General features: G+C 39.6%; 17 protein-coding genes, 1 pseudogene and 1 riboswitch. Of the genes and pseudogenes, 6 read left to right on the top strand and 12 right to left on the bottom strand.

The window, feature by feature from the left end; genetic code table 11:
* Positions 1-9: 9 nt before the first annotated feature.
* Positions 10-1,515, bottom strand: coding sequence for a phytoene desaturase family protein (locus ACFQWC_RS04880; protein WP_299737391.1), 1,506 nt, complete (start codon positions 1,513-1,515; stop codon positions 10-12).
* Positions 1,516-1,726: 211 nt separating this feature from the next.
* On the opposite strand from ACFQWC_RS04880, the gene ACFQWC_RS04875 reads away from it, so the two are divergent.
* The 3 genes and pseudogenes from ACFQWC_RS04875 to ACFQWC_RS04865 all read left to right on the top strand — a co-directional run bounded on the left by ACFQWC_RS04875 (position 1,727) and on the right by ACFQWC_RS04865 (position 4,911).
* On the top strand, positions 1,727-2,842 hold the full coding sequence (locus ACFQWC_RS04875; protein WP_377106283.1) for a glycosyltransferase family 2 protein: 1,116 nt from the start codon (positions 1,727-1,729) through the stop codon (positions 2,840-2,842).
* Between the two features lie 89 nt (positions 2,843-2,931).
* A pseudogene (locus tag ACFQWC_RS04870) lies at positions 2,932-3,360 on the top strand (glycosyl-4,4'-diaponeurosporenoate acyltransferase CrtO family protein).
* A 330-nt stretch (positions 3,361-3,690) separates the two neighbouring features.
* On the top strand, positions 3,691-4,911 hold the full coding sequence (locus ACFQWC_RS04865) for an MFS transporter (protein ID WP_299737396.1): 1,221 nt from the start codon (positions 3,691-3,693) through the stop codon (positions 4,909-4,911).
* A 96-nt stretch (positions 4,912-5,007) separates the two neighbouring features.
* On the opposite strand, the gene ACFQWC_RS04860 is transcribed toward ACFQWC_RS04865, so the two are convergent.
* On the bottom strand, positions 5,008-5,868 hold the full coding sequence (locus ACFQWC_RS04860; RefSeq protein WP_377106281.1) for a CvfB family protein: 861 nt from the start codon (positions 5,866-5,868) through the stop codon (positions 5,008-5,010).
* A 214-nt stretch (positions 5,869-6,082) separates the two neighbouring features.
* A riboswitch (purine riboswitch) is annotated at positions 6,083-6,183 on the top strand.
* Positions 6,184-6,268: 85 nt separating this feature from the next.
* Here ACFQWC_RS04860 and ACFQWC_RS04855 point away from each other — a divergent pair.
* A complete protein-coding gene (locus ACFQWC_RS04855; protein WP_299737400.1) occupies positions 6,269-7,561 on the top strand; it encodes an NCS2 family permease in 1,293 nt (430 codons plus the stop codon).
* A 55-nt stretch (positions 7,562-7,616) separates the two neighbouring features.
* On the opposite strand, the gene ACFQWC_RS04850 is transcribed toward ACFQWC_RS04855, so the two are convergent.
* A complete protein-coding gene (locus ACFQWC_RS04850; protein WP_299739560.1) occupies positions 7,617-8,813 on the bottom strand; it encodes an MFS transporter in 1,197 nt (398 codons plus the stop codon).
* Positions 8,814-8,953: 140 nt separating this feature from the next.
* On the bottom strand, positions 8,954-9,487 hold the full coding sequence (locus ACFQWC_RS04845) for a YhcN/YlaJ family sporulation lipoprotein (protein ID WP_299737402.1): 534 nt from the start codon (positions 9,485-9,487) through the stop codon (positions 8,954-8,956).
* A 108-nt stretch (positions 9,488-9,595) separates the two neighbouring features.
* Between ACFQWC_RS04845 and ACFQWC_RS04840 the strand changes: the two genes are divergently transcribed.
* The gene (locus ACFQWC_RS04840; protein ID WP_299737403.1) at positions 9,596-10,351 is read left to right on the top strand and encodes a ZIP family metal transporter; all 756 of its coding nucleotides are present in this window, start codon (positions 9,596-9,598) and stop codon (positions 10,349-10,351) included.
* Positions 10,352-10,422: 71 nt separating this feature from the next.
* Here the strand turns inward: ACFQWC_RS04840 and ACFQWC_RS04835 are convergent, their stop codons facing one another.
* The 4 genes from ACFQWC_RS04835 to ACFQWC_RS04820 all read right to left on the bottom strand — a co-directional run bounded on the left by ACFQWC_RS04835 (position 10,423) and on the right by ACFQWC_RS04820 (position 14,117).
* Positions 10,423-12,357: an endonuclease MutS2 gene (locus ACFQWC_RS04835; protein ID WP_299737405.1), complete on the bottom strand. Its 1,935-nt coding sequence runs from the start codon at positions 12,355-12,357 to the stop codon at positions 10,423-10,425.
* A 424-nt stretch (positions 12,358-12,781) separates the two neighbouring features.
* Positions 12,782-13,204, bottom strand: coding sequence for a DUF4395 domain-containing protein (locus ACFQWC_RS04830; protein ID WP_299737407.1), 423 nt, complete (start codon positions 13,202-13,204; stop codon positions 12,782-12,784).
* 123 nt (positions 13,205-13,327) lie between these two features.
* Complete coding sequence (locus tag ACFQWC_RS04825) at positions 13,328-13,771, bottom strand: ferritin-like domain-containing protein (protein WP_341356460.1); 444 nt, start codon at positions 13,769-13,771, stop codon at positions 13,328-13,330.
* 67 nt (positions 13,772-13,838) lie between these two features.
* Positions 13,839-14,117, bottom strand: a complete 279-nt coding sequence (locus ACFQWC_RS04820; protein WP_341356461.1) for a YkvA family protein — start codon at positions 14,115-14,117, stop codon at positions 13,839-13,841.
* Between the two features lie 445 nt (positions 14,118-14,562).
* Between ACFQWC_RS04820 and ACFQWC_RS04815 the strand changes: the two genes are divergently transcribed.
* Positions 14,563-16,164, top strand: coding sequence for an ABC-F family ATP-binding cassette domain-containing protein (locus ACFQWC_RS04815; protein WP_299737413.1), 1,602 nt, complete (start codon positions 14,563-14,565; stop codon positions 16,162-16,164).
* Positions 16,165-16,225: 61 nt separating this feature from the next.
* On the opposite strand, the gene recQ is transcribed toward ACFQWC_RS04815, so the two are convergent.
* From recQ to ACFQWC_RS04795, 4 genes are all read right to left on the bottom strand, one after another.
* A complete protein-coding gene (gene recQ, locus ACFQWC_RS04810; protein WP_377106276.1) occupies positions 16,226-18,358 on the bottom strand; it encodes a DNA helicase RecQ in 2,133 nt (710 codons plus the stop codon).
* 140 nt (positions 18,359-18,498) lie between these two features.
* On the bottom strand, positions 18,499-18,630 hold the full coding sequence (locus ACFQWC_RS04805) for a hypothetical protein (protein ID WP_299737417.1): 132 nt from the start codon (positions 18,628-18,630) through the stop codon (positions 18,499-18,501).
* Positions 18,631-18,783: 153 nt separating this feature from the next.
* A complete protein-coding gene (locus ACFQWC_RS04800) occupies positions 18,784-18,999 on the bottom strand; it encodes a cold-inducible protein YdjO-related protein (RefSeq protein WP_034758928.1) in 216 nt (71 codons plus the stop codon).
* A gap of 237 nt (positions 19,000-19,236) precedes the next feature.
* Positions 19,237-19,368 (bottom strand): YuzL family protein, encoded by a 132-nt coding sequence (locus ACFQWC_RS04795; RefSeq protein ID WP_299737424.1) that lies wholly within the window; start codon positions 19,366-19,368, stop codon positions 19,237-19,239.
* Positions 19,369-19,508 lie beyond the last annotated feature (140 nt).

Below are 19,508 nucleotides of genomic sequence, written 5' to 3'. Positions count from 1 at the left end.
ATATTTTTTTTATCCTATAAAACGGTTTACCTTCACTTGTTCATCTAAGATCAATTCCGCCGTAAGTTGTCCAGAAAGCGTGACCATTGGCACACCTCCACCCGGATGGGTTGAACCTCCAACAAAATACATATTAGAGAGCACTCTGCTCTTGTTCGGAATCTTGAAACCGCCGTTAAGCTTCCGGTCTGTGACAGTACCATAGATCGATCCACCATTCGCCCCATAAAGGGTTTGAATGTCGTTTGGAGTGAAGGTATATTCGTATTCTATATGATCCCTTAAATTGGTTACGCCCATTTTCTCAAGCTTATCCAGGACTTTGAGGCGATAAGATTCTTTGTATTGTGCCCAATCTTCCCCCTCTTTTAATGGAGGCACATGTGTTAACACAAACATGTTTTCTTTCCCTTCAGGAGCCTGTGTGGAATCCGATTTCGACGAGATGCCGATGTAAATCGTCGGATCGTCAGAAAGCTTTTGCTCATCGAAGATCTGTCTGAATTCTTTTTTTGGATCCTTACTGAAAAAGAAATTATGGTGAGCGAGGTGATCATATTTACGATCTACCCCGAGTAGCAGCACCAGTCCTGAAACCGTTGGAGCAAATTTGCTTAATTCATCGACTTCCTTAGAAGATTCATGATAATCAGCTAAGAGGGATTTGTAGCAAGGAATGGCCTCTAAGTTGGATACAACGATGTCCGCCATCAGCTCTTCTCCAATTTTTGTTCGGACTCCTTCAGCACGGCTGCCTGATGTAAGTATATCTTCAACTTCACAATTTAAGCGGACCTCTACATTGAGTTCCTCCAACACCTTGGCCATTGCCTCAGCAATTTTGTACATTCCGCCTTTTACGTAATGGACTCCAAGACCTAACTGAACATGGGTAAGCTGTGACATGATGGCTGGTGCATGGTAAGGCGAAGACCCTACGTACATGATAAGGAAGTTAAATAGCTGCTGTAGATGCTTGTCTTTAATGAATTTACGATTTGCAGCATCCATGGATTTCATTGGATCCATTTGCAGTAATTCTTTGACCGGATGCATCGTGCGCAAGTCTTGCAAGCCATTGATGCTCTTTTTATAGAAACTTTTCATTGTAAGTTCATACATTTTTCCACAGTAGCTTAAATAGTTAAAGAAGTTATTCGCATCCTCTGTGGATGTCTTCTTCATTTCTTCTAACATGGTCGGGAGATCCGAAGAAACATCAAGGACCCTTCCATCTTCAAAAAATGTCCTCCAGCCCGGATCCACTCTGATGATATCTACATAATCATTAAGATCACGGTCCGCATGAGCAAATACTTTCTCCAGTACCCATGGCATCGTAAGGATGGAAGGTCCTGTATCGAAAGAAAAGCCTTTTCCTTTTCTTTTATTTAATTTTCCGCCAAGTCTTTCCCCTTTTTCAACAATCGTAACGTCATATCCTTCTGAGGCAAGACGGATGGCTGTTGACATACCTCCCAAGCCGCCTCCTACTACTATTACTTTCTTCTTCATTTCATTTCCTCCTAACGAGAAAGATCGTTTTCGACTGAATCGTCTATTCAGCTTTCCATTGTGCCCATTTTGTAGGATTTCAAACCAACTTTAACATGAATTCATGCAAGAGAATTCAGCACAAAACATCCAATCCTGATGAATAAACGTATCACCTTTAACGAAAATGGTTAAAATGTCGATACAAATCAATAGATTAGAGGGTGAAAAAATGTATATTTGGTTAGGGACTGTTATTCTTACCGTTTTCCTTTTCACTAGAATTCCTACCGTCAAAAAGTCCATTCATGTAAGGAATAGTTTTCTCGTGAAAAAATGCTCCATCATCATTCCTGCAAGAAATGAAGAGCAGACGATTGGAAATCTATTATCCAGTATTCAGAAGCAATTTATTCAGCCCGTAGAAGTGATCGTTGTGAATGATGGATCAAAGGATCGAACGAAGGAAATAGCTGAAGGATACGGAGCAACAGTCATCGATCCACTCCCTCTGCCAAGTGGATGGAACGGGAAATCCTGGGCTTGTTGGAATGGGATGAAAGCATCAAAGGGTGAATTCTTATTGTTTGTTGATTCTGACACATGGTTTGAGCAAGCAGGACTGCTTAGAATATGCGAGACTTATCAACAACAGCAATGTCAGGGAGTTCTGAGCATTCACCCTTATCATCGGATGAATAGTGGATATGAGGCATTATCCATGATTTTTCATTTAATGGTTTTCGCCTCAACCGGTGTCACCCATCTCCTTTCCGGGTTGTTCAACCCTTCCGGTGGCTTTGGTCAGTGCTTCCTGTGTTCAAGAGATGTATATCGTCGAATCGGTGGCCACGAAGCAATCAAAGGAGAAATGGTGGAGCATTTTGCCTTAAGTCGACACGCTAAAAAATGTGGAGAATCAGTAGAAGCAGTCAGCGGAAGTAATGCGATTTCCATGAGAATGTATGAGAACGGTTTACGTGAGTTAATGCAAGGATGGTCGAAGAGTTTCGCTTCCGGGGCAAAATCGACAAATATCATATTATTGGGACTTTCTTCTTTGTGGATTGCCGCTTTCACTTCTTTAATCATTCATTCGCCGGTAATGGTATGGACAAACCCATATATTTATATGATTCAGTACATTTTTTTAAGTGTTTACTTGTATTTCATAATTAGTAGGATAGGGAATTTCACCGTTTTTGATACGCTCTTATTTCCAATCCATATTCTATTTTTTATTGTGACTTTTTCCCACTCCGTTTTGACTACATTTTTCACGAAAAACACGAAGTGGAAGGATCGATATGTTTATATAGAAAAAGGGAAGGATGAAAAAATGAAATGATCATCCTTCTGAATGTTGTCGCATGGGTAAGTATTCATTTCTTTGTTTCCTATATGGCTTCCAGATTGACCCCACACTAACTCCAGAAATTGTCCACCCTCTTCCAACCATTGGAAATGGAAGCGGGTGGCGGAATGTATAGGTTTATAAGGATCAAAAAATGGAAGAAGCATATACCCGATGCAGGAGGATGGTTTCGGGGAGGAGTGAATAAGAATGAAATCGGGCTATCTTCTCATCAGGGTAGAGTGGCCTTCCTTAACGAATTGAAACGTGCCGAATGATCTCACTGGCTGCAAATGATACCGGCACCATTTTTTTATATTCTAAATAATGGCGTTGTGTCCTGGGTGATGTTTTTATATGGAATTCTATTTAATCTCCCACTTATCTTGGTGCAGCGCTACAATCGAATGAGAATTGTCCAGATAATGGTCCAATATGCTCCACCTGAGGAATCCGGGCCACCAGGGGAGACTAATACCCCGACTTTTAACCATTTTTCAAATAGTGCATAAATTTATAAAAATTTGTACATTTTAAGAATAAGAACCGAGGAAGTCCTCCACTACAATAAGCCATAAATCGCCCGATTTGCTCGGTTCCCTTCTCTAATTCCCTCCTTCTTCAATAAAACCATTATGCAGAAATTTGTCGAACAAATAGTCTCTTCTTTTTCTCATCATTATGCTAAACTAATTGCATCAATGACGAGGGGGAAATAACATGCAAAAAACGTTCAAAACACTTTCATTTCAAGAAGGAGTGAACGTTTAGGATCCTTATACATGAAACGACGCTCCTTCTTCCGGGACATATAGTACAACAAAAGGAAGTAGGAGACATGAATGAACAAACAAACGATTGCATCCCATAATATCCGGATGCTATTTTGGATTTCTTTTTTTGGTACGATCAGTTTTCTTCAACCAGTCTTAACTTTATTCTATTTTGAAAGAGGATTATCTTCTTCCCAAATTTTGATTTTACTCATGTTTTGGAGTGGAGCTGTATTAATTGGAGAAGTGCCAACTGGAATGTTTGCTGATCGGTTTGGGGCAAAGTATTCCTTTTTATTTGGATCTATTCTTAAAATCCTTAGTATTGCGCTGCTTTTATTCGCCTATGAGCCATGGGTGTTTTTCCTGTACAGCTTTATAAATGGGTTTAGCGTGACCTTTTTTTCCGGGGCTGATGAGGCACTTATCTATGACTCACTCAAAGAATCCAATGAAGAAAATCGCATGGATCATGCAATGGGCAAAATTCAATCTGCCACATTTATCAGTATGTTGATTGCGGTTATGTTCGGCTCTTATTTAGCTAAAGATTTAGCTGACAGCCAATTTAATCTACTCATTACCTTAGGCTTGGCGTTCCATTTAATAGAGGTTTTCTTCGTCTTCAGAATTAAGCAGCCCACTATGGACTCCTTCAAAAAAGAGAATCCTTTTTCTCAAATTAAAAGCGGTCTGCTCGTGATTCGTCAAGCACCGGAGCTTTTGCTGATGTTTCTAAACGTAACATTGGTCTTCATTCCTGCAGGTGCTGTATATCAATACTTTGATCAGCCCTTGATGAAGGAGGCAGGGTTGCCTGTTTATCTAATTGGAGTTTTTTATGCCATTTCGGCAGTCATGGGTTTTCTTGCTTCTAATTCCATTGGATGGATGACTGCAAAAGTTTCGAGGGTGAAGCTTATGAGTGTATCTGGTTTGTTAGCGGTAGTTGGGTTACTATTATCCGCCATATTCGGTTCTTCTTTATGGATTGTTCTTGGATCTTTTTTCGTATTAAGACTCGTTCGAGCCATCCGTTATCCGATATACTCTCAATTAAGCAATGATTTGATTCCATCCGGGATCAGGGCGACAACGATCTCATTGCTATCCATTGTAGATTCCGGCTTGGACCTTGCAGTGTTTGGAGTGTTATCCACAATTGCAGTGACAGGATATTCCTCTGTACTGATTGGATGTGCCTTTATCGCATTAATCGGTACGCTCCTGCCTATTAAATCCGTAAGTGTACAGAAAGGCCAGCAAAATGTGAATCAAATAGAATCATAATACAAAACAGTGCTGACAGTTATTGTCAGCACTCTTTTGTATGTTTAAGGAAATCAAAGAGGGGCCACACTCTCAGCCGGAGCCTCCTCGCTATTTTTATTGCTTTTTCAAGTACGTCCAGCCTTCTTCTTGATAAACCCGGCCTTCCTTCATGAGTTTCCCAAGGGCTCGTTTGAAAGAAGCTTTGCTCATATTAAAGCGGTCTTTGATGTCATCCGGCTGGCTCTTATCCCAAAAAGGAATGGCTCCATTTCTTTCTTCCAGATACTCAAGAATGACTTCTGCATCATCCAACATCTTGTCCTGCTTTAACGGTAAGAACGATACATTTAAGTTCCCGTCATCCTTAACGTCGATGACTCTTCCTTCAACCAGCTCTCCCAGTCTTGGCTCCGCTTTGCGTTCATTCTCGTGAACGAAGCATCGATATCCTTGTTCGGATAAGAAGAACGTTCCGACTCTCAGCAGTCGATATACTCTTCCTTGCACTTTTGCGTTCATCATTTCTGCAGATGCTCTTCTAGATACCTGTTCAATGATATTTTCAGTGGCTAATCGTCCGTATAAACGATCCTGCTTATCACGATTCAATGTTAAAAACAACTGATCGCCCGGGTTTGGCCAAAGTTCAAGGAATTTAGGAAGATCATCTGCTGACACTAAAATATCTTTAGGCAAGCCAATGTTAACGAAAACGCCTAAATCCTCCAGTTTATCCACTACCTCAGCCCATCCGTAAGCACCTACTTGTACTTTAGGGATACGCATTGTCGCTGTCAGACGAACATCCTTATCATGATAAAGAAATACCTTCACAGTATCTCCTTCTTGAATTTCTTCTGTAATTTCAGAATGGTGCAGTAACACACGATCTATTTCATTCGTTAGAAAGAAACCATACGGTACTTCATGATCAACGAATAAATCCACTACCGTACCTGGTTTTAAAGAAGACATTATTCTATTTCCTCCTATTTCAATTAAGTATTTACTTAAGTTCTCTCTACTCAACGTTTGTATTCACTAAATATAGCTTTTTTAGATGATTATGTATAGTACATGCGGCGATCTTTATAATAAACCATCAATTTAGAAAATAATGAATTCACGAACATTTTTTACTTCCATTGACCTGATGAAAGTGACTTGATATGATGCTTCTAATTCAATTATAACAAAATCTCATACACCTTGTATAAGTTCAAGAATACGGCTTGAACGTTTCTACCAGCTACCTTAAATGGCTTGTCTACAAGAATAAAGTAATTCTTTAACAATTATTTTATCCTGTGGATATAACTCTGGTTGATTTTGAACCAGAGTTTTTTTATTTTATCTTCTTGGAGGGTTATAATACATGAAAACATTCTTTCAATTTGCTGAAAGAGAAACAACTTATAGAAAAGAAACATTAGCAGGGGTAACGACCTTCCTTTCAATGGCCTATATTCTTGTCGTCAATCCAATCATTCTTAGCCAGGCGGGAATGGATAAAGGCGCTTTATTTACGGCTACTGCCCTGTCGGCGATTGTAGGGTCCCTTCTAATTGGATTACTTGCAAACTTCCCGATAGGTATTGCCCCCAGCATGGGACTTAACTCTTTCTTCACCTTTTCAGTATGCATAGGAATGGGTGTTCCATGGGAAATTGCACTGACAGGAGTATTTGTTGCAGGCATCATATTTATGATCCTAAGTGTCATGAAAATACGCGAGAAAATCATCAATGTCATTCCACAGGATTTAAAATATGCGATTGCAGGTGGAATTGGTTTCTTCGTAGCGTTTATAGGATTTAAAAATGCCGGACTTGTGGTTGCCAACCCAGAAACCTTTGTCTCTATCGGAAACCTTTCTTCTCCTACTACACTTCTTGCAGTCTTTGGATTCGTTATTACATTGATGATGTTAGTCAGAGGCATTCGAGGAGGAATATTTTACGGAATGGTGGCAACCACCGTCCTGGGTATGATTACTGGGAAGATTGAGGTGCCTCACTCCATTATTGGGAAGGTTCCTAGCTTAGAGCCTACATTTGGAGTTGTTTTTACTCATTTAGGTGACATTTTCACCCTTGAAATCATGGCGGTGATCTTCACATTCCTATTTGTAGCATTTTTTGACACTGCAGGGGCATTGATTGCTGTTGCCAGCCAAGCAGGTATAATGAAAGATAATAAGATTCCGAATGCAGGTAGAGCTCTTTTAGCTGATTCCACTTCAGGAGTGGCGGGAGCGATCTTTGGGACTTCAACGACAGCCTCCTTTGTAGAATCCTCTGCAGGAGTAGCCGTTGGAGGCAGAACGGGATTTACTTCTATAGTGATTGCATTCTGTTTCTCTATTGCTCTCTTCTTTTCTCCTATATTATCTGTTATTACTCCTGAGGTGACAGCTCCAGCATTGATTATTGTAGGTGCTTTAATGGCTACCGAGGTAAGGCATATTAACTGGAGCCGATTGGAAATCGTTATTCCTACATTTGTAACAATCATTATGATGCCCTTAACCTTCAGTGTTGCAACCGGGATTGCCTTAGGATTTGTCCTTTATCCACTAGCGATGATCTCGTTAAAAAAATGGAAAGACGTTCATCCGATCATGTACATACTTTGTGCATTATTCATTGTTTACTTTGCTTTTTCTTAAAATTAAGAGAGTGATTGCTGGACTATCAACTTTGCAATCACTCTCTATTTTCTTTCTATAGATATTTATGAAAACTCCGTACCGTTTCGTCGGAAGGAAGCAGGAACGTCATCATCCCCAGTAGTGGGAGAAAGCTGCAAAGTATCATGACGAAACGAATGGTGTATAGATCTGCCAATCCCCCGAAAATGACTGCACCTACAGCTCCCATTCCAAAGGCAAGTCCAACGGTTAGTCCTGACACCATTCCAATCTTTTGTGGCAAAAGTTCTTGTGCATAGACAACGATTACACTAAAGCTTGAAGACAAGATAAACCCGATGCAAAAGATAAATGGATAGACAATACTTAAAGATAAGTAAGGTAATGCAAGGGTTAACGGCGCAGCACCTAACATTGAAAAGAAAATGATATTCCTTTTTCCAAAACGGTCTGCAAGCGGCCCTCCCAAAAAGGTTCCCAGTACTCCAGCAAACATAAATACAAAAATGTATGCTTGAGCTTCTTTAATTGAAAGACCGTAATCTTCAATTAAATAAAACTGGTAGTAATTTGATAATCCAGCTCCATACCACGAACGGGCAAACACTAAAAACACAACTAATACCATTGCCCATTTAATTCTAGGATGAATCGGGATCTTCTTCGCGCTTTTCTTGTTATGACGTTTCATCTTTTCATTAGAACGTAATTGTTCAGAGTACCAATTGGATACATGAAATAAAACGATGACCCCTAAGATTGCTACAACGGAAAACCACAGGGCCCCTTTTTGGCCAAATGGAACAAATATAAATGCCGTAATCAATGGAGCAAGTGACTGCCCTGTATTCCCACCAACTTGATAAATCGATTGAGCCAGGCCCCTGCGATTTCCGGCTGCCATATACGCTACCCTGGAACCTTCAGGATGAAAGATGGCCGAGCCGAACCCGATAAATAACACAGATAGAATAATCCAGATAAAATGACCGGATAATGCAAAGCCCACTAAACCTATTAAGCTTGACAGCATTCCTAATGGAAGTAAATAAGGTTTTGAACGCATATCCGCATAATAACCGAATACCGGCTGCAACAATGAAGAAGTCATATTGAGTGAAAATGCGATCCAGCCAATTTGGGTATAACTCAGCTGTAAGGATTTCTCAATGATCGGAAACATGGCTGGAACAACTGCCTGTAACGTATCATTGATAAAATGACCGGAACTGATGGCTAATAGAATACCGTAAATGGTAGGATTCTGCATGGGCTTTACAGCAGGTTGAGTCAAATATTGTCACTCCTTCTTATTATTTCGTTACTCTAAATATTATACTGAATTCCTTTTCCATTTCCTACAGGCAAATAAAAAAAGCCGAAGCAATGTTCGACTTTTAACCATTAGGATTAGCCTCTGTTCGGAAATACTCGTCTCAGCATTTCTGCAATCTCTTCACCTAGTCCCTCAATGGGTTTCCCATTCTCTGCTTTGTTTGCATAATCTCGCATACGATCAGTGAAATCAGGATTTGTTGAAATGTAAACATTATTTATATTTCCGTTTTGACTTTTCACTTGATCTGAGATCTTTTTCTCCAAGTCCTTTGAAACTTTTCCATTCATATTATCTTCAAGTGCCACTGCTACATACGCGTTTTGATCGGTTGTCATAACATAAGCGCTTTTGACCTCATTAAGACTAGCCACCTTATTCGCCTCTTTATCGGCCATTGAATAATTCTCTCTCATTGTTCCGTCATTTACATACTCACGATTATTTACATAATCACGATTTGCCTGATCATTTTTGTAGTTCACTTTTTCCAAATTCCGATTATTCATTTCTTGGCCTTCTTCGTTCATGTTATCCCCCATACCACAACCAGCTGCGGTACCAATGAACATTATTCCCAAAAGGGAAATCAATAGATATTTTTTCATTTTGACTACCTCCTAAATATTATTCAACCTTACTATCCCCACAGCTCATTAAAACTATTCAGTGATGGTCCAGTGTTTAATTCATCACACAATAAGGGAAAACTTGATATGAAGAAGGTTTATGGAGGTGGAGAAATGTTCCAGGCTGCTTTATGGGGAGGGATTGCAAGTTTATCCCTACTAATCGGGGCTATTATGGGGATTTATTTGCACATATCAAAACGAATCGTCGCCTATATTATGGCATTAGGAACGGGGTTGATCATAGGTTCTGCCACCTTTGATCTACTAAGTGAGGCAGAAGGCAAAGCGAACCTTTACCATCTCACATCCATGTTCTTGCTGGGGGCACTCATATTCACTCTTTTCGAAATCTTTATTTCCAAAAAAGGTGGAAGTGAAAGGAAGAGGTCAAAGAAGAATCCCCATGGTCATTCTGGATTAGCCATTTATGTGGGAACCATCATGGATGCAATACCCGAATCCATCATTATTGGAGTCAGCTTTATAGGAGACCAATCAATACAATGGGTATTTATCATCGCCATTTTCATCAGTAATTTTCCTGAATCACTATCAAGCAGCATCGGGTTCAGGCTTGATCATTATAGTACTCGTAAAATTCTCACCCTCTGGGGGAGTGTAGTCGTTCTCTCCTCCCTTAGCTCCTTGCTCGGGTATGTATTTTTACAAGATGCCTCAGAAAGCATCTCTTACATAATAGGCGCTTTTGGTGCAGGCGGATTATTGGCCATGGTTTCTTCTACGATGCTGCCTGAGGCGTTTGAAGAAGGAGGACCTATTGTCGGATTCCTATCTTCATTTGGTATAATCCTTTCCTATATATTAACCCATATATCGTAGATACTTTGGCCAGCCTTTTAAGCCAAACTGAAAAGACGTACTGGAGCCAGTGCTTCAGTACGTCTTTATGATCATTCATGATCTATGGTTAATCCTTCAACAAAGCCTTTACTCATCTGTTTATCTTTCTTACGATTTTCTTTGCTGTTAAAAATAATATCAAAGTCATAGTCATCGGGATATAATTCCTGGGCTGACACATATAACTCCAATCGTTTATGATTAAAACTTCTTTTTTCTCCTTTTATTTGAACCATGTAATCCCCCATTTCATCAGGTCCTTCATACACTATCCCGAATTCTCCAATCGGCGAAATTTTCACATTATCTCCTTTGTGAAATAATCGAACTGAACTGTTTCTCTTTAATGAATTGGGTTTTCTATGAAGCCTTTTTTTGTATTTGTTTACAATAACCTGCTTCTCCATTTCCTTCTTCGCATGATAATCAATTTCTCCAAGGCTATAGCTTTTCTTTTCTCTATACGTAATTTCATGTGCTTTTTCAATGATCTCAGGGTGCATTCCCAGTTTCAACGCAATGGAAAATGCTTGACTTTCGCCTCCTTCCCCTACAATCAATCGATACGTTGGTTGCAATGTGTCGATATTAAATTCCATACTTCCATTCATAAATCCCTCGTGTTCTTCTGCAAAATGTTTTATTTCACTATAATGAGTAGTGGCGAGGATCGTTGCGCCCTTCTCATATAATTGTTTCAGGATGGCTGTGGCCAGACCCATTCCTTCCAAGGGATCAGTACCTGAACCGAGCTCATCTAACAGAACCAGAGTTCGATCATTTGTACCCTTTAAAATATCGATAATATTTTTAATATGGGAGCTGAATGTACTTAAATTTTGCTGAAGGCTTTGACCATCCCCTATATCTAAAAGAATATCTTGATAAATACTGATTGCACTGCCCTTTTCTGCCGGAATATGAAGGCCGCATTGGGTCATGAGTGTAAGAAGGCCCACCGTTTTGATGGCGACCGTCTTACCTCCAGTATTGGGACCGGTTATGACTAATGCATGAAAGCCCTCACCCATCTGAATGGATAATGGTACTGCCTGTTTTCCAAGCAGGGGATGAACTGCATTTATCAAATGTATTTGATGATCTTCATTTACCATGGGGCTCACACCATCAATGGAACGGCTATATTTCGCTTTTGCGAATAATACATCATAATGTACCATTGTTTCAATCGCCAGTTTTAATTGTGGTTCATATAATTGAACCAATCCTGTTAATGTCCAAAGGATATTCTCGACTTCACGGTCTTCCTCCAGTTTATAAAACAATAGTTGGTCCTGCTGATTGCATAATTCCTCTGGTTCAATGTATAAGGTTGACCCGGAAGCAGAAGTATCGAGTACCGCACCTTTCATTTTCCCCCTGTATTCTTTCTTGATCGGGAGGACGTATCTGCCGTTCCTCTGGCTCACAATCGATTCTTGAAGGAACGATTTATACTTGGCCGACTTTACAATCGATTGGATTTTATCCTTTAAGCGGTCCTCTTGAATCCCAACTTGCTTTCTAATCCGCAGTAACTCTTTACTTGCGTAATCATCTACTCTACCATTTCGGATGCATCGATTGATTTCTTCCCCAATTTCAGGGATATCTTCAATGGAATAGACATAAGAAGATACCCTCGGTGCCACCCACTGTTTATCCTGCATATATTTTTTCAGCTTTTTACATGCATCCAGAAAATAATACAGGTTTGTAAGCTGATCCGGCCTTAAAGGTACTCCTTTATTTAGATTAGCTATAATGTTTTCTACTCCGTCCAGTGCATGAATCGGGATACTGGCACTCTTCTCCAGGATTCTAACGGCTTCTGTTACTTCATCTAAACGCATATCAATCTGGCGGATGTTTGTTGTGGGAATCATATTCATCAGTACTGTTTTTCCTTCTTCTGTCAGAGCAAATCGGGTTAGCTCCTCTTTCACTGAGTTAAATTCTAATGTTTGAAACGTTTTTTCGTTCAATGTTTTCTCCTCCATATACAAAAATAGACCACAACGAACAATGTCCATTGTGGTCTTCCTTCACTCGTATACTAATTACCCCGTAATAGCAGCTTGTGCTTAGGCAAAACGTGTATCGTTCAAAACTCGAAGTTAGAAACGACTACATTGATTTCCCGCATTGTGCACAAAAAGAGCTGTGCACAAAGACACAGCTCTCCTAATAAAGGTTTGAGTATGCTATGACCATTGTTCTTAACTACACTTTGAAGGCATACTAAATAAGCATTAATCAATAGCCTAATTTTAAGGCCACTGCCTACAAAATGTCCGTATTCATTTCACGGTTAGTTAAGAACGACACCTAACATATAACATACTCCCTTAATATACAGTAATTAAATTCATGATTAGTTTACGATGTATGGGATCCATTGTCAATAGGCTATTGCATAGACCGTTTATATTGGAACCTTTTCCATTGAAAACGAATAAAGCAACCGATACAGAATCCTGCAAGAGCAATTGATGCTGCCAAGAATACCATTCCTGAGAAAATATAAAAGCCTGTACTCCATCCAGCTAGAGTACTAATGATAGCTGCTCCCAGGCAGCTCACGGCAATGATATTATTAAATTGCTGTTGATCAGCGTCTTCAGCTGGATAGGATGACAATTCTTTCTTTAAGAAATGCCTCCCTGTTTTTATGACAGGATTGAACTTGAATAGTACAGACGTCAATCCCACCAGGAATGGAAGTACTAAGAAGAAATCTATTTGAAATACCCATGAAAAGGCAACAGATGTAACGATAAACCATTGATTTAATTGAACGAGCGGTTTTGGTATTGAATTGAATGTATCCACTTTTAATCCATACCTTCCTTATTGGAATTATTGTAATTATAGTGTAATGGATACAGCAGTAAAAATCAAAAGAAAAAACCGAAAGCAGCTGCCCATTTTTTGGCTACTTTCGGTTCTTATCATTTATAGGTTCCTTAGTATTTCTGCATGACGCTGTTCATCATATGCAGCCCTCATGAATCTACGTTTGGCTCTTGGCTCGGTAAGCCGGTTTGAAATGGATAAATAAAAGGATACCGTTTCACTTTCATCTTTAATGCTTTCTCTTATTCCTTGCCGGTAATTCGAAGGAAGGTCTCTTGGATTGACTAAATTAATGGAAGGGTAGCGACCGGTCAGTTGTAAATACGATTGTGTAAATCCATTAAAATGACGGATCTCATCTTGTCTTATTCCCAGGATCGCTTGTTTGGCTGTATCATTCGGGGCAAGTTCAGCCAGCTGTGTATAGTAAGAAATAGCTTTGAACTCATCATTAATGGCTTTTTGTATATCCCTTCTCAACTGTCGATCGATTTGACGGTCGTCATGATTTTCAAAGTAATATGGATATTGATTGTACATCATACATCTCCTCCTAAAGCATTGCCTTTTACAGACTATGATAGAAGCCCATCCATAGTGATGCTCTGCGTCATTTCTTTAACTCGTATCGATGCTGTAACTCTTCAGGAGCCATCTTCACGATAAGCTGAAGAACAAACGCAAACACTGCCAAATCATCAACAATACCAAACAAAATAAAAACATCGGGAATCAAATCAAACGGAACCCAGAAATATCCCGCCACCAGCCCAATCGAGAATACCTTCTTAAATAACGAAACCTCTTTAGACCGAAAAAAATCAACCAAAAACGGCACCGACCTGCGAACATTAAAAAGAAACCTCACCCGCTTCACAAATTTCATCATTCGCTCTCATCACCTATCTTTTATTATTTTGTTATCATAGCACAACAAACAATGGAAGGGATTGAGCATTTCAAGAGCATCTGCTAATATATAGCATTGATTTTTGGCTCATTTCAGCCAAGTGATAAAGATGCCCTGGCAAAAATGCATTTTTGCCAGGGCATCTTTATCACTTGGCGACCTTTCAGCTTTGCTGAAAGGCGAGGGAAACATACGTTTCCCTCGAATGAGCCAAAAATCATCTCAAACAGAATAACCAACTGCTTCTCCCAATAAATAGTGCTACCACCCACCACAAACTCAGCTTCCTTCCCTCCATTCCATATCCTTCATCCGCTTATGTAAAAAGCAGGTTAATTTATAACTGTTCAGCCCAATACTCTATCTTTTTAGCATACTAGCGTGTTATAATCTTTTAGATTGAGTATTAGGAGGTATATCACACATGATTCAAGTATCAGATGTAAGCTTACGTTTTGGTGATAGAAAGCTATTCGAAGACGTGAATATAAAGTTTAATCCAGGGAATTGCTACGGACTTATTGGGGCAAACGGTGCTGGTAAATCAACATTTTTAAAGATTCTTTCAGGAGAAATCGAAGCGCAGACCGGCCACGTGTCGATGGGTTCAGGCGAGCGACTTGCTGTATTAAAGCAGGATCACTTCGAATATGAAGAATATGAAGTGCTAAAAGTTGTCATTATGGGGCATTCCCGTTTATATGAAGTGATGCAGGAAAAAGATGCCATCTACATGAAAGAAGATTTCTCTGATGAAGACGGTATGAGAGCTGCAGAATTAGAAGGTGAATTTGCTGAGCTTAACGGTTGGGAAGCTGAATCAGAAGCTGCTATCCTACTAAAAGGCTTAGGAATCAACGAAGATCTCCACACGAAACAAATGTCCGAACTAACAGGTGGAGAAAAAGTAAAAGTATTATTAGCACAAGCACTATTCGGCAAGCCGGATGTTCTTTTACTGGATGAGCCTACCAACCACTTGGACATTCAAGCGATTCAGTGGTTAGAAGACTTTTTAATTAACTTTGAGAACACAGTCATCGTTGTATCGCATGACCGTCACTTCCTAAACAAAGTATGTACACATATTGCTGACCTTGACTTTGGAAAGATCCAAGTTTATGTCGGGAACTATGATTTCTGGTATGAGTCCAGTCAATTAGCACTTAAAATGGCTCAGGATCAGAATAAGAAGAAGGAAGAAAAAATCAAAGAGCTTCAGGCTTTCGTTGCCAGATTCAGTGCGAACGCATCTAAATCAAAACAAGCCACTTCCCGGAAAAAATCGTTAGAGAAAATTTCATTGGATGACATCAAGCCAAGCTCACGTCGTTATCCATATGTACAATTCAAGCCAGAGCGTGAAATCGGGAACGATGTTCTACGTGTTGAAGGTCTTACAAAAACGGTTGACGGAGTAAAGGTCTTAAACAATGTTTCCTTTATCTTGAATAAAGAAGACAAAATCGCACTTGTCGGAGCAAACGAAATTGCCAAAACGACTCTTTTCAAAATACTAGCAGGTGAAATGGAGCCGGATAGCGGCACATTCAAGTGGGGAGTGACGACATCTCAAGCTTACTTCCCGAATGAAAACTCCAAGTACTTTGAAGGAAATGAACCTTCCCTTGTGGATTGGTTACGTCAATACTCACCGGAAGATGAGAGCGAAACATTCCTCCGCGGTTTCTTGGGTCGTATGCTGTTCTCAGGTGAAGAAGTATTGAAGAAGCCAAGTGTCCTTTCCGGAGGAGAAAAAGTTCGCTGTATGTTATCAAAAATGATGCTGAGTGGATCTAATGTTCTTCTATTGGATGAACCAACAAACCACTTGGATCTAGAATCCATCACGGCATTAAATAATGGATTGATTAACTTCAAGGGCGCCATGATTTTTGCATCTCATGACCACCAGTTCATCCAGACCATCGCTAATCGTATTATCGAGATCACCGAAGATGGTGTAATTGATAAAGAAACTACGTACGATGAATTTCTTGAAATGAAAGCTTCTATGAAAGCTTAATGTATACCAGAAAAAAGCAGGTAGCCGGATGGCACCTGCTTTTTCTATTTAGTCCTTATTCTCATAACTGATATTGTCCATGTTTTACCAAGTATCCTTTAATCTGAAAATAGCTTATTTTTTTCGGTAATTCTTCTTTAATGGGCTTTAAGAGGCCTGCACCTACTTTCGAGACTGCATCCTCAATAAGTTCTTCTTCTTCTTCTGTAAAAAGGATAGACCAGTCTTGCGTGATGCCTTCCTGATAGGAACGGATGATATGATTTTCGATCGTTGCCGTACTCATTCCCCGCTCTTTCGCAATTTTCTTTATATCCATGTTATCTTTGAACAATTCATAACTGATTAAATGGGACGCTTTGTCAGACTGACTTGTCTTCCGTGATCGCGAAGGCTTGACGACCTCAACTTGATGTTCGGGATTCTCACGTAAAAAAACGGAAATTTCGTTTATGAAAATTTCTCCATACCGATTCAGCTTGTTTTCACCTACTCCGCTAACCTGCAGAAATTCTTCTGATGTTTTCGGCATCTTCACACACATGTCTTGAAGCGACTTATCGGAGAAAATAACGAAAGGTGGTACTCCTTCTGAATCCGCAATCGATTTCCGGAGTGTTCGCAAGGTCTGGAACAATCCATCTTCTTTAAGGTTGATGGCCGAAACAGTAGGCTGTACCTTTCTAGTTACGCATCTTTCCCCCATTAACACCTCTTTGCCTTTAGATGAAACTTTCAGGATAGGAAAGCTTCCACCCTCGACTTGTATGACGCCCTCTGAAATCAAATAATCGATGAACAGACCGACATCCTTCTGAGATTGCTCCTTCATTAATCCATATGTGGAAAGCCGGTCGAATCCCCATTCCAGGATCTTTTTGTTCTTTGACCCCGTTAGTACACCGCTGATGAGTGAGGTTCCAAATCTTTCATTCATTCGTATCATACAGGATAATACCATTTGTGCCTCTCTCGTTACATCCTCAGACTCCCTATCATCCAAGCAATTGCTGCAATGACCGCATGCTTCCACTACATGTTCACCAAAATACGCTAAAATGTAGTTCTGCAGGCATGCTTCTGTATGGACAAAGTCAACCATTTCACGTAATTTCTGCATCTCATTATCATGTAATTCCTCATTTACGATATTCTGGTCAATGATATACCGCTGAGTCTGGATATCCTGAGGTGAAAATAATAAGACACATTCGCTGTCCACTCCATCACGGCCTGCCCTGCCAGCCTCTTGATAATATCCCTCCATATTCTTGGGAATTTGATAATGAATCACAAAGCGTACATTTGATTTATTGATCCCCATACCAAATGCATTGGTTGCAATCATGATGGTAATGGAATCATTCAGAAAGGCTTCCTGCTGTTCCTGCCTAACTGTATCAGACAATCCGCCATGATATTTCCCGACGGAAAATCCCTTTTTCTCAAGATACATATAAAGGTTTTCAACTTCCTTCCGGGTGGCACAATAAATGATGCCGGAATGCTGATGATTCTTTTGTACATACCTTTCTACCCAACGCTTTCGATCTTCACCTTTTACAACTTGGAAGAACAAATTCGTCCGTTGAAAACCAGTTAATACTTTATATTGATCCGGAATGTGTAAATGATGAAGGATATCAGCTTGTACTTGTGGAGTTGCAGTAGCGGTCAATGCAAGAATGGTGGGATTTGATTGTAGTTGATTAACAGCGTTATAAATCCCCAAATAGCTTGGTCTGAAATCATGACCCCATTGGGATAAACAATGCGCCTCGTCAACAGCTACAAGGGGTATGGGTAATGAATTGAGGAAACGGATAAACCCAAATGATTCTAATCTTTCAGGAGCAATATAAACGAGCTTGTATTCACCTAAAGAAATCTCTTCCATTCTTGTCTCTACTTCATTATTCGATAATGTACTATTAATATAGGTTGCTGGAATCCCCTGATGAATTAACGAATCCACCTGGTCTTTCATTAAAGATATGAGTGGAGAGATAACCAATGTTACTCCACCAAGCATTAAAGCGGGAATTTGGTAACAGAGCGATTTCCCCCCTCCTGTTGGCATAATTCCTACAGTGTTTTTTCCATCAAGTATGTATTCGATAATACTTGCTTGTCCATCTCTAAATTCATCATAACCAAAGTATTGTTTTAATACTTGTTGTGCTTCTACGATCACATTTTTCCCCTCCAAGAAAATTATTCGTATTCCTTTATTGTATTCCAGAACGAGGAACGTGCCAATAGAAAGCTCCGATTTTTCAAACAAAAGGCTGTACATTCGTATACATACACGTAATGCACAACCTTGCCATTAACTTAAAACCACTTAACTGTTTTTTCTTCTTTATTTACTTCAACAGGCTTTGACAGCTTCCAAAAGCTTTCCCATACATTTTCTTTACTCTCAGTAGAAGTACTCTTGACTTCCTTCTCTTTCTTGTTAGACATGGTGCTCCCTCCTTTAATACATAAATACATTACATACTATTCAAATGTAAAAAAAGAGTTTAATAATTTTTTTAAAAACACTTCATGGGATGAGGTCAGTATAGCCCGGTCAAGAAAAAAGAACCAATCAAATGATTGGTTCCTTACGATCCATTAGGATGATTTCATTGTAGGATGTGGATTGTCTACAACTTGTAATACCTTGGTAGATGTCACCATATCTTCTTTACAAAGCGGACACTTAGGTGTATCTTCACTTTTGAAGTTATCTCTCATCCAGCCTTTACAATCTTCAGCGGAACAAGCCCAAATCTTTGTTTCCTCTGTTTTAATTTCTTCTTCAACTTGATTTCTACGACCAAAAGCCATTGAACGTCCTCCTTTAAGGTAAGTAGGATTTCCTTGCTATGCTTCTAACAGGAAAATAATGATTGTGGTAATTTATGATGCAGATAGTATGTGGTCAGTTAGGTGTAGCCAGTTTAATCGGAACAATTTCTACGATTGTTTCCATTATACCATACTTGACTCCAATTTAATATATGAACTCCTTAGTAAACGGAACAATCGCCTCATATGTAATGAAGGAAGGATAAAGATCCTTCGTCATTTTTTCTTTCTGCTTCTAGAAGAAGGAGCCTTTACTCCACCCGGTAATTCCTGGTTGGTCGTACCTTGTCCCTCCACTTGAGAAGAACCCAGGACAGCTTTTGATGGATCTTTTTTCTTGTTGCTCATCTGCTTCACCTCCACTCCTACCTTGCCCAAATCATTCACGATTTATGTATGGATTTTCCTCATTTCATTACATGGATTTTACGCCATCATGTGATTAAGAAAAGGATTCATGGGAAGTCTAATCAATAAATTAAGGTTTA

It is taken from the genome of Rossellomorea sp. GCM10028870, from assembly GCF_042666755.1.
Classification (GTDB): domain Bacteria; phylum Bacillota; class Bacilli; order Bacillales; family Bacillaceae_B; genus Rossellomorea.
The sequence above is the reverse complement of the archived record's forward strand: the minus strand, read 5'-3'. Positions and strand labels throughout refer to the sequence as shown.

What these genes read in the sequence shown, in the direction of transcription:
- ACFQWC_RS04875 (WP_377106283.1), top strand. Translation starts at nt 1,727, where the DNA reads ATGTATATTTGGTTAGGGACTGTTATTCTTACCGTTTTCCTTTTCACT.
- ACFQWC_RS04865 (WP_299737396.1), top strand. Translation starts at nt 3,691, where the DNA reads ATGAACAAACAAACGATTGCATCCCATAATATCCGGATGCTATTTTGG.
- ACFQWC_RS04820 (WP_341356461.1), bottom strand. Translation starts at nt 14,117, where the DNA reads ATGATGAAATTTGTGAAGCGGGTGAGGTTTCTTTTTAATGTTCGCAGG.
- ACFQWC_RS04855 (WP_299737400.1), top strand. Translation starts at nt 6,269, where the DNA reads ATGAAAACATTCTTTCAATTTGCTGAAAGAGAAACAACTTATAGAAAA.
- ACFQWC_RS04850 (WP_299739560.1), bottom strand. Translation starts at nt 8,813, where the DNA reads ATGCAGAATCCTACCATTTACGGTATTCTATTAGCCATCAGTTCCGGT.
- ACFQWC_RS04805 (WP_299737417.1), bottom strand. Translation starts at nt 18,630, where the DNA reads ATGTCTAACAAGAAAGAGAAGGAAGTCAAGAGTACTTCTACTGAGAGT.
- ACFQWC_RS04815 (WP_299737413.1), top strand. Translation starts at nt 14,563, where the DNA reads ATGATTCAAGTATCAGATGTAAGCTTACGTTTTGGTGATAGAAAGCTA.
- ACFQWC_RS04880 (WP_299737391.1), bottom strand. Translation starts at nt 1,515, where the DNA reads ATGAAGAAGAAAGTAATAGTAGTAGGAGGCGGCTTGGGAGGTATGTCA.
- ACFQWC_RS04845 (WP_299737402.1), bottom strand. Translation starts at nt 9,487, where the DNA reads ATGAAAAAATATCTATTGATTTCCCTTTTGGGAATAATGTTCATTGGT.
- ACFQWC_RS04840 (WP_299737403.1), top strand. Translation starts at nt 9,596, where the DNA reads ATGAAGAAGGTTTATGGAGGTGGAGAAATGTTCCAGGCTGCTTTATGG.
- ACFQWC_RS04860 (WP_377106281.1), bottom strand. Translation starts at nt 5,868, where the DNA reads ATGTCTTCTTTAAAACCAGGTACGGTAGTGGATTTATTCGTTGATCAT.
- ACFQWC_RS04800 (WP_034758928.1), bottom strand. Translation starts at nt 18,999, where the DNA reads ATGGCTTTTGGTCGTAGAAATCAAGTTGAAGAAGAAATTAAAACAGAG.
- ACFQWC_RS04795 (WP_299737424.1), bottom strand. Translation starts at nt 19,368, where the DNA reads ATGAGCAACAAGAAAAAAGATCCATCAAAAGCTGTCCTGGGTTCTTCT.
- ACFQWC_RS04825 (WP_341356460.1), bottom strand. Translation starts at nt 13,771, where the DNA reads ATGATGTACAATCAATATCCATATTACTTTGAAAATCATGACGACCGT.